The following is a 15,782-nucleotide window of genomic DNA, read 5'->3' as shown; positions in this document are numbered from 1 at the left end:
AAAATATACTATGATTGTTAGTAAACTTAAACACTTTAAATCTTCGAATTATCGATCTGGCAACGCTTTTGTGCTCTTCTTTGTTTAATGTCAAGAAAACGCTTACTTATTCGTCTGGGAAATCGTAGTAGTAAGGGAAGATGTGTAGACAGTAAAAACATGATGGGAGAAAACAGCATGTTTATGGGGGTGCCTATTCATGAAAGCAAATCGTTTAGTGTTTGAAAATGCTATAGATATTAATCCACGCTCAGGCATTATAAAATTCAATGGGAATCGAATGATTTTAAAGTCAGCTGAAGCGCTTGGCTTTTTTAGACGTGATATTATTCAAACTTTGAATATGGAGCGTGCAAAAGGTTTTTTATTACGATATGGCTGGGCGTGTGGCTACAGTGCTGGTGGCTCTATCGAGAAAATGTACAACTGGAAAGAGTTAAAAGAGTTAATTAGGGCTGGTGCTGCCATTCATACATTAGAGGGCGTTGTCAGTGTACAAATTGATGTATTGGAAATAACTAATGATAAGTTCGAAATGGAAGGTAAATGGTTTCATTCTTACGAGGCAGAGGAACATGTCCGCCATTTTGGTTTTAGTGATGAAAGTGTTTGTTGGACATTAATCGGTTATGTAGCAGGCTTTTTAGCCAAAACGTATCCAAAAGAGATTGTCGTTTTTGAGGAAAAATGCCGGGGGAAATGTGATGATTATTGTAAATTTGTTGTACGGACAAAGGAGCACGCTACTGAAGAACAGTTGGAAATATTACGCTACTTTCAAGATACTTCGTTAGCGGATGAATTAGATAATACATTTAATGAGTTAAAAAGTCTCAATAATTCCATTGTGCATTCAGACACTATTCATAAACAAATGACACATGCAATGCTTGAAGGGTATACATTAAACCAGCTGTTATACCTGTTAAGTGATGCGTTACAATGCAGTGTAACTGTGGAACGAAGATACTTAATGAAACCAATTGGTTACTATTTTATGCATGAGGACGATGAACGTCTTTATATAGAAGCGAGTCGTAAGAAAAAAGAGTTTCGCCATGAATATGATATTATGACGATGAAAAAACAATTGGGTACATTGGTAATTTTAAGTCACAAAGCATTAACACGTGAACAGGAAATGATTATTGAACGCGCTGTAACGGTTTTTTCGATTTATTTATATACACAAATACAAATCGCACAATCGCAGTGGAAGAAAAAATCGGATTTTTTAGATGAAGTTATGAGTCAACAATCTCCCTCTGAGGAGCTTATTAAAAAAGCACGAAATATTTTTTATTTTGATCCGAGTAAAAATAATCGTGTTATCGTTATAACAATGGAACAGGAAGAACCCGAAATAGTGCATAGCTTTTTAGCTACTGAGTATTTAAATGTGGAGTGCTTTATTAAAAATCAGGAAGTACTGCTTATTCTTGAAGATTGCAAGAAAGATGTTCAATATATGTCGAACTTCCTTAGTAGTTTATCGAAAAGGGTAATGGAGCGCTTTAAGCAAGCAACTTTCCAAATTGGCGTAGGAAAAAATGCAGAGAAGTTAGAAGAAATCGGGAATAGCTATAACGATGCAAAATTAATATGCCAATTTTTACGTTACGCAGCCCCACAACAGACACAAGCGGCCATTTATGAAAACTTCCAGCATATTATGTTATTTTTAAAAACGACAAATCCAAGAGAGCTTTTACAGTTTTATAAAGAGGTACTTGGTCAGTTATTGGAATATGATGAGCAAAATCATGCAACACTTGTCCATACGTTAGAAGTCTTTTTAAACCATAGCGGTAACGTCAATCAAACTGCAAAAGCTTTGAATCTATCAATCCCTGGTTTTCGTTATCGTATGGAAAAAATTGAATCATTATTGCAGGAAGACATGCGTACAGGGGATGGTCGTTTTCGCTGTCATTTAGCGTTAAAAATTTATTATGCAATTAAAACTTTAGAAAATGAAAAATGAGAAAAGTCAGCGATTTTGCTGACTTTTTCTAGTTTATACGAAAATTTCTTTCAAATTTTAAAGAAAAAAAAGAGAAGACTATACTTTTTGTTAATTATCAAAAAATTCAAAAAGTATTAAATTGAAATAGACATGTCAAACAAGAAAAAAGATTTGTAGGAGGGAAGGGAATGGTTGTTCAACAAAGTACGAAGCCATTGACAGGGCAGGAATATTTAGAAAGTTTAAAGGATGGTCGGGAAATTTGGTTACATGGTGAACGTGTGAAGGATGTCACGACACATCCAGCTTTTCGAAATTCAGCACGATCGATTTCACGTTTATATGATGCCATGCATGACCCGCAATACAAAGATATTTTAACTTGTGAAACGGATACGGGGAGCGGGGGGTATACACATAAGTACTTCCGAGCAGCACGGAGCGCAGATGATTTAATTCAAGGGCGAGACGCAATTGTTGCTTGGGCAAAACTCACTTATGGACAAATGGGACGCACACCAGATTATAAAGCATCCTTCCTTGCAACGCTCGGAGGAAATCCCGAATACTATTCACCTTTTCAAGAAAATGCAAAGCGTTGGTATAAAGAGTCACAAGAGCGCAATTGGTTTTTCAATCATGCCATTGTCAATCCACCAGTGGATCGCCATAAAGACGTGCATGAAGTCGGCGATGTATTTATTCAAGTAGAGCGTGAAACGGATAAGGGCTTAATCGTTAGTGGTTCGAAAATGGTGGCTACTGGCTCTGCAATCACAAACTACAATTTCGTTGGTACGTATGGTTTACCTATCAAAGATAAAAAATTTGCGGTGGTTTTTATTGCACCTATGGATGCTCCAGGAGTGAAGCTTATAAGCCGTGCTTCATATGAAATGACGTCAGCGATTATGGGAAGTCCGTTCGATTACCCATTAAGTAGTCGCTTCGATGAAAATGACGCCGTACTTGTATTCGAACAAGCGCTTATTCCATGGGAAAATATTTTAATTTATGAAGATATGCAGAAGACGACTTCATTCTTTGTAGAAAGCGGTTTCATTAATCGTTTTACGTTCCAAGGTGTCACACGCTTAGCGGTGAAATTAGATTTTATTATTGGTGTCTTGCTAAAGGCATTAAAGACAGCAGGTACGGATCAATTCCGAGGTGTCCAAGTGCATATAGGCGAGATTATGGCGTGGCGTCATATGTTCTGGTCATTAAGTGATGCGATGGCGCTGAATCCAGAGAAAAAAGAGAATGGTATTGTCATTCCAAATTTAAATGGTGGATTAGCCTATCGTGTATTTTTGCAGGAAGGCTGGCCGAAGATTAAAGGCATTATACAGCAAATCGTAGCAGGAAATTTAATTGTACAGCCTTCCAGTGCAAGGGACTTTTTAAATGAGGAATTCCGTCCAACATTGGATAAGCTTTATCGTGGTTCAAATGGTATTGAGGCTCTTGAAAAAATTAAAACAATCAAGCTACTGTGGGATGCGATTGGTACAGAATTCGGTGGTCGAAGTGAGCTATATGAACGGAATTACGCTGGAAACCATGAAGACATAAGGTTACAAACGTTGTTTGGTGCACAGGGAAGCGGGAAAACAGACGAGTTTATCGCTTTTGCAGAGCAATGTATGGCTGATTATGATTTAACCGGTTGGACAGACCCAACTTGGGTAAATCCGGATGATGTGAATTACTTTACAAATAAATAAAAAATCAGGGGGAATGATGGATGACAAATTTTGATGTAGCACAATTAGCGCACGTGGAGCTTTTTACACCAAAACCAGAGGAATCTTTAAAATTTTTCACCGATTATATGGGGCTACAAATTACAGCGCGTGAAGGGCAATCGGTTTATTTACGAGGGTACGAGGATTTTTATCATCACACATTAAAGTTAACAGAAGGTAAAGAAGCTGGTCTTGGCCATTCGGCATGGCGTGCAAGTTCACCTGAAGCGTTAGAACGACGGGTTACATCGTTAGAGAAAAGCGGCTATGGAAAAGGTTGGATCGATGGCGATTTAGGGCATGGTCGTGCTTATCAATTTGTTACACCTGATGGTCATAAACAAGAAATTTTGTGGGAAGTAGATTATTTCCAGCCAGCGGAAGATCAAAAAACATTATTAAAAAGCCGTCCACAAAAAAGGCCATTAATGGGTGTCCCTGCCCGCCGTTTAGATCATATCAATTTAATGTGTAGAGATGTAGCAAAAAATCGTGAATTTATGTCTGAACATTTAGGCTTTAAGCTACGTGAACAAATTGTCTTAAATAATAACGAAGAAATTGGTGCGTGGATGAGTGTGAGCCCATTAGTACATGAAGTGGCATTAATGAACGATCAAACTGGTAATAGTGGTCGCTTCCATCATATTGCGTTTTGGTATGGCTATCCACAGCATTTAATGGATACAGCGGATATTTTCGTAGAAAACGGAATTCAAATAGAAGCGGGCCCTGGAAAACATGGTGTAAGCCAAGCGTATTTCATGTATGTAATGGAGCCTGGTGGAAACCGAGTAGAATTATTTGGTGACTCTGGTTATCTCATTTTTGACCCTGACTGGAAGCCAATCACTTGGCGCGAAAATGAGTTAGATGAGGCGATTATTTGGTATGGCTCACCTCTACCTAATGAGTATTTCTTATATGGCACACCTGATCGTGCAGTAAAAGTTCCAGTGAAATAAATAGGTGAGTAATAATGGTGATTAATAAATAGCGTGCCTAAATAGCTGTCTTAACTACTACTTTTTAGTATTTGAGACAGCACTAATTGATGAGGAGGTTATGTAATGGATGATCGTCTGTTTAGAAATGCAATGGGGAAATTTGCAACAGGTGTAACTGTCATTACAACAAATGTGAATGGCACTATTCATGGCATGACGGCAAATGCGTTCATGTCTGTTTCACTTAATCCAAAACTAGTAGTGATCTCGATCGGGGAGAAGGCTTCAATGCTTGAGCATATCAAGCAAAGTGGTACATTTACAGTCAATATTTTATCAGCACAACAGCGAGAATTGTCTATGTTATTTGCCGGCCAACTAAAAGAAAAGCGCGAGGTCCAATTCAGTGATTTACAAGGGGCTCCGACAATTGAGGGTGCGCTTGCACAAATAAGCTGTGAAGTAGCGAGCACATATGTTGAAGGCGACCATACTTTATTTATCGGCAGTGTAAAGGACATTCAGCTAGAAGAAGGGGAGCCCTTACTATTTTTCAATGGAAGATACGGCTCACTTGCAGTGGAAACAACAATGCAGGCTTAGGAGGTTGACAATGGATAGACAACTTTATGCAAAGAAGTTATTAGAAGCAGAAGAAGCAAAGCGACCTATTGCCCCATTAACGTCCACTGTACCAGATATTACTGTCGATGACGCTTATACAATTCAATTACTTCAAATTGCAGCAAAGCAACAAATGGGCAAACACATTATCGGTAAAAAAATAGGTTTAACAAGCAAGGCGATGCAACAACAATTTCAAGTAACAGAACCAGACTACGGTCATATTTTATCGGATATGGTTGAGGTGGACGGTGCAACCATTTCTCTTAATCATTTTATTCAGCCGAAGTTGGAATTTGAAATAGCATTTATCTTGAAGAAGGATTTATATGGGCCCTCTATTACGGAGATGGATGTTATCGAAGCGACAGATTATATTGTGCCAGCTTTAGAAATTATTGATAGTCGTATTACCGATTGGAAAATTAATTTTGAAGATACAGTAGCAGATAATGGTTCTTCCGCAATGGTCATTATTGGCGGCACACCAACAAAATTGACTGAGGTAGATTTACCGCATATTGGTATGAATGTTTATCGCAATGGCGAGCTTTTTGATAGTGCAGCAGCGGCTGCTGTAATGGGAAATCCACTACGGGCAGTAGCATGGCTTGCTAACAAGCTAAGTAAATACCATATTGGCTTGCAAGCAGGGGAAATAGTTTTAGCAGGCGCATTAACATCAGCCGTAACGATAGAAGATGGAGATAGTTTTACAGCGGAGTTTGCTCATCTTGGTGCTGTTTCCGCCACGTTTAAAAGAAAGGAGGAGAAATAAAAGTGGTCAAATTGAAAGTTGCCATTCTAGGCTCTGGAAATATTGGGACAGATTTAATGTACAAAATTGAGCGTAGTGAGGATTTAACGATGAGTGTAATGGTTGGAATAGACCCAACATCAGAGGGCATTCAGCGTGCGAAAGATCGTGGCTATCATACCATTACAAATGGCATTGCAGGCTTAGTTGCACGTCCAGAGCTCTTCGATATTGTGTTTGATGCAACAACTGCTAATGCCCATAGTGCGCACAGTGAACAAGTACTGGCACTTGGCAAAAAGATAGTCGATTTAACACCGGCGGCTATTGGTCCATTTGTTGTGCCGTGTGCAAACTTGGAAAAGTACGTGGCAGTTGACAATGTCAATATGGTGACTTGTGGGGGGCAAGCGACGATTCCCATTGTGTATGCCATTAATCAAGTGGTGGATGTTACGTATGCAGAAATTGTGGCAACAGTGGCGAGTAAAAGTGCAGGGCCTGGCACACGCGCTAACATTGATGAATTTACACGCACAACAGCTAAGGCGCTAGAGGAAGTAGGCGGTGCAAACAAAGGGAAAGCCATTATTATTTTAAATCCCGCAGAGCCGCCAATTATGATGCGTGACACCGTACATGTATTAGTGAATGAAGGTGGCAAGGAAGAAGAAATTACAAAGGCTATTGAAGAGATTGTGAGCGCTGTACAACAATATGTACCGGGTTATCGCATGACGAGTGCGCCTATTTTTGATGGTCAACAAATATCAGTTTTTCTGGAAGTTGAGGGGGCGGGAGACTTTTTCCCACCGTATTCAGGAAATCTCGATATTATGACGGCGGCAGCAGTGCAAGTCGGAAATCAAATGGCTAGGTTGCAACATGGAACAGTCAAGTCGAACTAATTGGAGGTGAGGATGATGACAAAACAACTAACCATTTTAGATGTGACATTGAGGGATGGTAGTCATTCAATGCGTCATGCATTTACGGAGCAGCAAGTGCGAGATGTTGCAAGAGGTTTAGGAGAAGCAAAAGTGAAATACTTTGAGGTTTCCCATGGGGATGGATTAGGTGGTTCCTCTTTGCAATACGGTTTTTCGAAAGTGGATGAACTGAAGTTAATAGCTGCGGCAAAAGAAGAATGTGGTGATGCTTCGATTTCAGTTTTAATATTACCTGGAATTGGTCTAAAGGAAGATTTGAAAAATGCTGTGAAGGCGGGCGCTACTATGGCGCGAGTTGCAACGCATGTTACCGAGGCCAATGTTGCTAGTCAACATATTTATTTAAGTCGAGAATTAGGATTGAAAACAGTCGGCTTTTTAATGATGGCACATATGGCTCCGACGTCAGTAATAGTGGAGCAGGCGAAATTATTTGAAAGTTATGGAGCTGAAATTATCTATGTGACAGATTCAGCAGGTGCCATGCTTCCTCATGAGGTGAAAGAGCGGGTAGCTGCGCTAAAATCGCATGTTTCTTGCGAAATTGGCTTCCATGCCCATAATAATTTATCACTCGCTATGGCAAATACGATGGCTGCAGTCGAAGCAGGTGCTACGTATGTGGATGGTAGTTTACGCTGTTTAGGTGCCGGTAGTGGAAATGCTCAAACAGAAGTGATGGTAGCGGTTTTCAATCGTTTAGGCTATGAAACAGGCATTGATTTATATCGAACAATCGACGTTGCCAATGAAGTAGTAGTACCATTTATGCCACGATCACAGGAAATAACAGGGTCTAGCTTAATGATGGGCTATGCAGGCGTTTACTCAAGCTTTTTACTCTTCACTCAAGAAGCAGCGAAAAAATATAACGTAGATGAACGCGAAATTTTAGTAGAACTTGGCAAAATGAAAGCAGTAGGTGGTCAGGAAGATTTAATAGCAGAGATTGCACGTAACTTAGCAGTTGTTAAGCAGTCAGTATAAAGGGAATGGAGGAACGAGCGATGATGAAAACCGATACGCTAGATCAAATTGCATATGCGTTGTATTTAGCAGAGCGGGATGTGTATGAGGTTACGAAGTTTGCCGAGCGCTATCCAGAATTAACCGTTGAAACAGCTTATGATATTCAAGACAAACTTATTGAACTAAAGTGCAAACATGAGCAAACATCCATCTCGGGACTTAAGCTCGGTTTAACAAGCAAAGCTAAACAGCAAATGATGGGAGTGCATGAGCCTACTTATGGCGTGTTATTAGCGAATATGGCGGTCAATGCCCAACATCCAATATCATTAAAATCACTTATTCACCCGAAAATTGAGCCAGAGATTGCCTTTGTGTTTAAGCAAGATTTAGTCGGCCCAGTAGTGACTGTCGCGCACGTACTGACAGCAACTGCGTATGTTGCACCTGCCATGGAAATAATTGATAGTCGCTATTTAAACTTCCATTTTACATTACCGGATGTAATCGCTGATAATTCCTCTTCCTCTCGCTACATAGTGGGTTCTCAAAAATATGCAGTGAATGAAGTGGATCTGGTTAATATGGGCTGTATTTTTACACAAAATGATGAAATGATTGCGACGAGTACAGCAGGTTCCGTTATGGGGCATCCAGCAAGAGCCATTGCATGGATGGCGAATAAATTAATTGCCCGTGGTCAGCATATTCGAGCAGGGGATATTGTACTTAGTGGCGCACTAACTGGTTCTGCTACAATGCATGCAGGAGATAGCTTTACTGTCAGTTTTGATGGAATGGAATCATTATCTGTTCAAGTGGAGCGATAGATAAGGAGGAGTCGAGATGCCATTTATTCAAGTAACGTTTATTGAGGGGCGAACGAAAGAACAGAAGGAACTATTAATAGAAGAACTAAGTAAAACCGTTTCTTCGGTACTCGAGGCACCACTGGAAACGGTTCGTGTATGTTTAAATGAAATCCCAAGTTCTCATTGGGGGATTGCAGGAAAGTCCATCCAACGTCGACAAAATGAAGAGTAAGGAGTGGTCTATCATGGCAAATACACAAACGAAATTGAAGGAAGTTAAACTATTCATAAATGGAGAATATGTAGAATCTTCTTCTCAAACATTGTTCGAGGTGAAAAATCCAGCGACTCAGGAAATTATTGCAAAAGTTCACGAAGCTAGTTTTGAAGATGTGGATCGTGCTTGTGAAGCTGCACGTCAAGCTTTTGAAGAAGGTCCTTGGCGAACGATGCCACTATCGGAACGTTGTGCAAAAATTCGACGGATGGCAGAAATCATCATCGAACGCAAAGAAGAGTTAGCACGCTTAGAAGCATTAGACGTAGGGAAGCCTTACCAAGTAGCGTTAGAGCGTGAAATCCCACGGGCAGCAGAAAATTTAAAGTTTTTTGCGGATTTTATGGAACAGCAAGGTGGTGAGGTATATCCAATGGATGATGCGTATTTAAATTATACGCGTTATGAGCCAGTTGGAGTGGCTGCATTAATTACACCATGGAATTTACCATTTATGCTGACAACATGGAAGCTTGGGCCATGTTTAGCTTCAGGGAATACGGCAGTTATTAAACCAGCAGAAATTACTCCACTAACCGTATCGTTACTTGGGGAGATAGCACAACAGGCTGGCATTCCAGATGGGGTCGTTAATGTCGTGCATGGTTTTGGTGTTCAGTCGGCAGGAGAATTTATGACGACACATCCTGAAGTTGATTTAATTTCTTTTACGGGGGAAACAACAACAGGGAAAGCTATAATGAAAAATGGTGCAGATTCATTAAAAAAGGTATCGTTTGAATTAGGTGGAAAGGCAGCTAATATTATTTTTGAAGATGCCAATTTAGATAAGGCCATTCCTGTCTCCATTCAGGCAGCATTTATGAATTCGGGTCAAGTATGCTTAGCAGGATCACGTATTTTAGTGCAGCGTACTATTTTAGATGAATTCCTCTCACGCTTTAAAGAAGCGGCTGCAGCATTAGTTGTTGGCGATCCGCAAGATGCTAAAACAAATATGGGACCAGTCGTAAGTCAAGCCCATTACAACAAAGTAACTAGCTATTTAAGCATCGCTGAATATGAAAACTCTACGCTTATTTATGGTGGCAAACGTCCTGAATTACCAGCACATTTAAGTACTGGATATTACCTACAACCGACTATATATTTGCAGGAAAATGCTCAAGCACGTATTTGCCAAGAGGAAATTTTCGGGCCAATCGTGACGATTATTCCATTTGACACAGAAGCGGAAGCATTAGCGATTGCAAATGGCACAGAATATGGATTGAATGCAGTGGTCTGGACGGAAAATTTACAGCGTGCACATCGTATTTCACATGATGTGCGGGCGGGAACAATTTGGGTCAATTGCTGGTTTGTACGCGACTTACGTGCCCCGTTTGGCGGCTTTAAAAAGAGCGGCGTAGGGCGTGAAGGTGGTCACCATAGTCTAGAATTTTTCACCGAAGCAAAAAATATTTGTATTGCGTTAAAATAACACCCAAACAAAAAGTAAGGCAGACAACAACGGCATAGCCAAAAGTGTTAGATTATCTAACACTTTTTCTTTTTGTCCCAGCTTGTTAAAATAAACTCCGTTTTTCATGAATAAGAAAAAGCAGAGAGTAATTACTCTCTGCTTGCGTATGTTAATGATTAAAGGTCAATTGCTTTTACTTCGTCGATGTTTTCAAGTTGTGCAACGAATTTTAAATCTTCTTCTGTCACTACATTATCGATCGTTAGCATCATAACAGCTGTTCCGCCAACTTCAGCGCGTCCCACTTGCATCGTAGCGATGTTGATGTCTTTTTCAGCTAATTTGGTTGCCACACGTCCAATTGCACCTGGTTTATCTGTGTTTTTAATGTAAAGAAGGTGTCCTTCTGGTACAACGTCTACTACATAGTTTTCTACTTTTACAATACGTGCGCCAAGGCCATTTAGTAATGTACCAGCTACTGTATGTGTTTCATTTGCTGTTTTTACTTCAATCGTAATTAAGCTTGTGAAGCCTTTAGCAGTAGTTGTTTTATGCTCGTTAATTTTCATGCCGATACGTTCAGATAAGTAGCGAGCATTAACGTCATTGACATGGTTGCCGTGGTTTTTAGCTAGTAATCCTTTTAATGCATTAGAAGTTAAAGGACGTACGTCGTAATTTGCTACTTCACCAGCATAAGATAAGTTAATCTCTTTTACAGGCTCTACTGTAACTTGTGATAAGAATGAACCAAGTTTTTCAGCTAATTCAAAGAAAGGTTCTACTTGTGCAAGAAGTTCTTTTGGAATTGAAGGCATATTAACTGGGTTTGTTACTGTACCTGTTTTGTAGAATTTAATAATGTCATTAGAAACGTCAACGGCTACAGATTCTTGCGCCTCAATTGTAGATGCACCTAAGTGAGGTGTTGCAATCACTTGTGGTAAAGTTAGTAATTTATGATCAGTCGCTGGTTCAGAAACGAATACGTCTAGTGCTGCACCTGCTACTTTGCCTTCTACAATCGCATCATATAAATCGTCTTCATTGATGATACCACCACGTGCACAGTTAATGATACGTACGCCATCTTTCATCATAGCGAATTTTTCTTTGTTAATAAGGTTACGTGTTTCAGGAAGTAATGGTGTGTGTACTGTAATGAAATCAGCAGCAGCACAAATTTCTTCTACAGTAGATTTTGTTACACCTAATTCATTTGCACGTTCATCAGTTAAGAATGGATCATACGCCATAATATTCATACGTTGCCCTTTTGCACGGTAAGCTACTTCTACACCGATACGACCGAAGCCAACAACACCTAATGTTTTATTTTTAAGCTCAACCCCAACATATGATTTACGGTCCCATTTACCGTTTTTCAGTGTGTTGAAAGCTTGTGGAATGTGACGAGCAAGAGAAGTCATCATGGCGATTGTATGTTCAGCTGCAGAGTTTGTGTTACCATCTGGAGCATTGACTACGATAATACCATGCTCTGTTGCAGCAGCTAGGTCAATGTTGTCAACACCTACACCAGCACGTCCAATTAATTTTAAATTTTTTGCAGCTTCGATTACTTCACGTGTCACAGTAGTTTGAGAACGCACAAGTAATACGTCAATATCAGCGATTTTTGCAATTAACTCCTCTGGTGCTAGCCCAGTATCAATAATAACGTTTAAGTTTAAATCTTTTTCTTGGCGTAGTGGGAAAATACCATCTTCACTTAGTGGGTCAGCGATAAATACGTTAATAGTTTTTGTTGCAGTTGTCATTTGTAATTAGCTCCTTTTAAATAAAATTATTAGTGGTGTCTCTATGTGACAGTCCGGATTTTGTAATATTGCGGCATCTTACAGCATGCAAACAATCTCCTTTCTTTATTCGAAACAATATAAAAGCCCTCCACGCCTTACAAACACAGGTATTGTGTCGTAAGGGGCGAAAGGCTGAATAAATATAGGTTCGCGGTACCACCCTTAATCACTGAACGAAAGGATTTCGTTGCAGTCTTAGCTATATGCGTAACGTGCATGTGACGGATAGGCTTACTTTGACAGTTTCGGCTTATCTATTCGGGAGTGGAACTATATCGTAGAAATCACTGATTTACACCAACCATCAGCTCTCTTTGGATTTTCTTTCGACTAGCGTGTCTCCGTCGTTATATTTTTGTGTGATTAAATTTGATAACATCATAATCCTTATTGTTCACCTTTGTCAACAATAAATCGAAAAAAGATTAAAATTCCTCACTTCAAAAGTCTGAAAAATACCTAAAAACGAACTATATTAACTTTTTAATTTAATAATGTTCGTCTTTTTGTAGAGGACAATGTAAGCGCTAACGAATCTGTCAAGACAGGTGACATGGGGATTTCTAGAGAATGAAATGATAAAAAAACAATAAATAATTATTGGAATATAATAGATTATTTCCAATAAACTTTCTTTATTTTGATGCGGAAGGCGAACAATTTTGTGCTGAAACATTTTTTGCAAAGTAATAATAAGTTAGAAGGTAAAGCAACAACAAGAGAAGAATGTATGTAAAGAAAGCTGGATTTAGATTTTAGGGGGTGTGGGTATGAAATACGATGTAGCGATTGTTGGTGCTGGACTGGCTGGACTTGTTGCCGCCTGTGAATTAATAGATGCGAAGAAGCGTGTACTGTTAGTGGATCAGGAGCCTGAAAATTCGATGGGGGGACAGGCATTTTGGTCTTTTGGTGGCATCTTTTTAGTAAATTCACCAGAGCAAAAGAGGCTTGGCATTAAGGATAGTAAAGAGCTTGCATGGCAGGATTGGCTAGGGACTGCTGGTTTTGACCGATTGCAAGATGAGGATGCATGGGCTTACAAATGGGCACGAGCGTATGTAGATTTTGCTGCCGGAGAAAAATACGCTTGGCTTAAATCGTTCGGAATAAAGTTTTTCCCTGTTGTTGGTTGGGCTGAACGTGGGGGCTCATTAGCAGGTGGTCACGGTAATTCAGTTCCGCGTTTTCATATTGTCTGGGGAACAGGCCCAGGGATTGTAAAGCCATTTGCCGATAAAGTGAAAAAAGCGATTAAGGAAGGCTTGGTAGATTTTAAGCCGAGGCACCGTGTCGATGAATTTATACAAAAAGACGACAAAATTGCAGGAATAAGTGGCACAATTTTAGCAGAAAGCTTTGCCCAACGTGGAGAGCAAAGCTCGCGTCTTGGCATTGGTGCATTTTCCTATGAAGCAGATGCGGTTATTGTTGCAAGTGGTGGTATTGGTGCCAATATTGACTTAGTGCGCAAAAATTGGCCATCTCGACTTGGGGCACCACCAAAAAATATGGTATGTGGTGTACCAGCGTATGTAGACGGCCGAATGCTAGAAATTACTGAACATGTAGGTGGCCGTATCGTTAATCGTGATCGTATGTGGCATTATACAGAGGGATTGAAAAATTGGGATCCAATTTGGCCCAATCACGGTATTCGTATTTTACCAGGCCCTTCCTCCTTGTGGTTTGATGCCGAGGGAAATCGCTTTGGGACACCCAACTTTCCAGGGTTTGATACATTAAGTACATTAGAGGCTATTCAAAAAACAGGTTATGATTATTCATGGTTTATTTTAACGGAGAAAATTATTGAAAAGGAGTTTGCTTTATCGGGTTCAGAGCAAAATCCAGATTTAACAAATAGAAGCATCCCGCAGTTGCTGAAACGTATATTGCCTGGTCCACCTGCGCCGATTCAAGCATTCAAAAATCATGGTGAGGATTTTGTTATAGCGAACGATTTAAAGCAACTCGTCGATGGTATGAATAAGCTTGCAGGTAATGACTTGCTTGATTTTATGAAAATTAAGGAACAAATTCTAGCACGAGATCGCGAAATGGATAATAAATTTACGAAGGATGTCCAAGTGAATGCCATTTACGGAGCGAGAAATTATATTGGTGATAAGGTCGTGCGCGTTGCAAAGCCTCATAAAATGTTGGATACAAAAAATTGGCCATTAATTGCGGTGCGCTTAAATATTTTAACCCGTAAAACATTAGGGGGGTTACAAACCAATTTAGATGGGGCTGTAATTGGTATGGATGGTCAGCCAGTGCCAGGGTTATTTGCAGCTGGAGAAGTGAGTGGTTTCGGTGGCGGTGGGGTACACGGATACCGCGCGTTGGAAGGCACATTTGTTGGCGGATGTTTATTCACTGGACGGCAAGTAGGACGATATTTAGCCCGTGCCAGTCACTCACACAATTAGGGTATCTGCGGGAAGCACGAAATGTAAGCCGCTTGCGGCTTACAACGTGCCCGCAGTGCCAGTCACTCAAACAATTTAACGTTGAACTTGTGCAATTTTTGCGATTTGTTCTTCCACTTGCTCTTTTGTCCAGCCATTTTCTTCAACAAAGAAATTACGTTTTGCGCGTCGGCAATCATCTGAACAGCTGCGCATATAAAATGCCTCATGCTTTTCCTCGCATAGCATTAATTTATGACATTCCGGATTCGCGCAATTTGTATAACGCTCTGTTGGCTCTCCGGTAAAATAGTCTTTGCCAACAATCACATGCTCTACCTGATTAATCGGCACACTGCGACGGCGGTCAAAAACAAACATCTGTCCATCCCATAATTGTCCCTGAACTTCAGGGTCTTTAGCATACGTGGCAATGCCGCCATGTAATTGACCGACACTTTCACCATAGCCCTCACGCTTTAACCAACCAGAGAACTTTTCACAGCGAATGCCGCCTGTGCAATAAGTTAAAATATCTTTACCAGCAAAATCCTCTTTATGTTCCTCCATCCAAGCAGGAAGATCACGGAAGTTTTCAATATCTGGACGCACAGCATGACGGAAATGTCCTAAATCATATTCATAATCATTTCGGGCATCGATAATAACGGTATTATCTGCCTGCATACGCGTCATAAATTCCTTAGGTGTTAAATAATCGCCCGTTATTTCTAATGGGTTAATATCCTGTTCTAGCCCTAGGTGGACAATCTCTTTACGAGGACGTACATGCATTTTTTTAAAGGTATGTCCTTCTGCTTCATCGATTTTCCACATAATATCTTTAAAACGAGGATCTGCCTTCATATGATTCATATAGCGTTCAGTTTGCTCAACCGTACCAGATACTGTCCCGTTAATGCCCTCTAATCCTACTAAAATACGACCGAGTAAACCAAGTTCTTTACAGAATGCTAAATGCTCTGCTGCAAATGCTACAGGATCCTCGATAGCAACATATTTATAATAAAGTAATACACGAAAGTCCTTTTGTGTCACAAAAATA

General features: G+C 40.1%; 13 protein-coding genes. 11 read left to right on the top strand and 2 right to left on the bottom strand.

Going from position 1 to position 15,782, the window contains the following annotated elements:
- Positions 1–199 precede the first annotated feature (199 nt).
- The 10 genes from I5435_RS19050 to I5435_RS19005 all read left to right on the top strand — a co-directional run bounded on the left by I5435_RS19050 (position 200) and on the right by I5435_RS19005 (position 10,494).
- Positions 200–1,984, top strand: a complete 1,785-nt coding sequence (locus tag I5435_RS19050; protein WP_025220523.1) for a XylR N-terminal domain-containing protein — start codon at positions 200–202, stop codon at positions 1,982–1,984.
- 170 nt (positions 1,985–2,154) lie between these two features.
- A complete protein-coding gene (locus tag I5435_RS19045) occupies positions 2,155–3,693 on the top strand; it encodes a 4-hydroxyphenylacetate 3-hydroxylase N-terminal domain-containing protein (protein ID WP_024362312.1) in 1,539 nt (512 codons plus the stop codon).
- 20 nt (positions 3,694–3,713) lie between these two features.
- The gene (locus I5435_RS19040) at positions 3,714–4,679 is read left to right on the top strand and encodes a catechol 2,3-dioxygenase (protein WP_337982781.1); all 966 of its coding nucleotides are present in this window, start codon (positions 3,714–3,716) and stop codon (positions 4,677–4,679) included.
- 105 nt (positions 4,680–4,784) lie between these two features.
- Positions 4,785–5,264: a flavin reductase family protein gene (locus I5435_RS19035; protein WP_337982780.1), complete on the top strand. Its 480-nt coding sequence runs from the start codon at positions 4,785–4,787 to the stop codon at positions 5,262–5,264.
- A gap of 10 nt (positions 5,265–5,274) precedes the next feature.
- Positions 5,275–6,063, top strand: a complete 789-nt coding sequence (locus tag I5435_RS19030; protein ID WP_025220521.1) for a 2-keto-4-pentenoate hydratase — start codon at positions 5,275–5,277, stop codon at positions 6,061–6,063.
- Positions 6,064–6,065: 2 nt separating this feature from the next.
- Complete coding sequence (locus I5435_RS19025; RefSeq protein ID WP_258843125.1) at positions 6,066–6,950, top strand: acetaldehyde dehydrogenase (acetylating); 885 nt, start codon at positions 6,066–6,068, stop codon at positions 6,948–6,950.
- A 15-nt stretch (positions 6,951–6,965) separates the two neighbouring features.
- Positions 6,966–7,979: a 4-hydroxy-2-oxovalerate aldolase gene (gene dmpG, locus I5435_RS19020; protein ID WP_105928884.1), complete on the top strand. Its 1,014-nt coding sequence runs from the start codon at positions 6,966–6,968 to the stop codon at positions 7,977–7,979.
- Between the two features lie 20 nt (positions 7,980–7,999).
- Positions 8,000–8,791: a 2-keto-4-pentenoate hydratase gene (locus tag I5435_RS19015; RefSeq protein WP_025220518.1), complete on the top strand. Its 792-nt coding sequence runs from the start codon at positions 8,000–8,002 to the stop codon at positions 8,789–8,791.
- Between the two features lie 16 nt (positions 8,792–8,807).
- Entirely contained in the window at positions 8,808–9,005 is a 198-nt protein-coding gene (locus I5435_RS19010) for a 2-hydroxymuconate tautomerase family protein (RefSeq protein WP_024362305.1), read from the top strand.
- Between the two features lie 13 nt (positions 9,006–9,018).
- Positions 9,019–10,494, top strand: coding sequence for an aldehyde dehydrogenase (locus I5435_RS19005; RefSeq protein WP_337982779.1), 1,476 nt, complete (start codon positions 9,019–9,021; stop codon positions 10,492–10,494).
- Positions 10,495–10,652: 158 nt separating this feature from the next.
- Here the strand turns inward: I5435_RS19005 and serA are convergent, their stop codons facing one another.
- A complete protein-coding gene (gene serA, locus I5435_RS19000; protein WP_024362303.1) occupies positions 10,653–12,260 on the bottom strand; it encodes a phosphoglycerate dehydrogenase in 1,608 nt (535 codons plus the stop codon).
- An 812-nt stretch (positions 12,261–13,072) separates the two neighbouring features.
- On the opposite strand from serA, the gene I5435_RS18995 reads away from it, so the two are divergent.
- On the top strand, positions 13,073–14,737 hold the full coding sequence (locus tag I5435_RS18995) for an FAD-binding dehydrogenase (protein WP_337982778.1): 1,665 nt from the start codon (positions 13,073–13,075) through the stop codon (positions 14,735–14,737).
- Positions 14,738–14,812: 75 nt separating this feature from the next.
- Here the strand turns inward: I5435_RS18995 and trhO are convergent, their stop codons facing one another.
- Complete coding sequence (trhO, locus tag I5435_RS18990; RefSeq protein WP_231785065.1) at positions 14,813–15,775, bottom strand: oxygen-dependent tRNA uridine(34) hydroxylase TrhO; 963 nt, start codon at positions 15,773–15,775, stop codon at positions 14,813–14,815.
- Positions 15,776–15,782: the final 7 nt, after the last annotated feature.

The organism is Lysinibacillus sp. C5.1, from assembly GCF_016350185.1.
Lineage (GTDB): Bacteria > Bacillota > Bacilli > Bacillales_A > Planococcaceae > Lysinibacillus > Lysinibacillus sphaericus.
The sequence above is the reverse complement of the archived record's forward strand: the minus strand, read 5'-3'. Positions and strand labels throughout refer to the sequence as shown.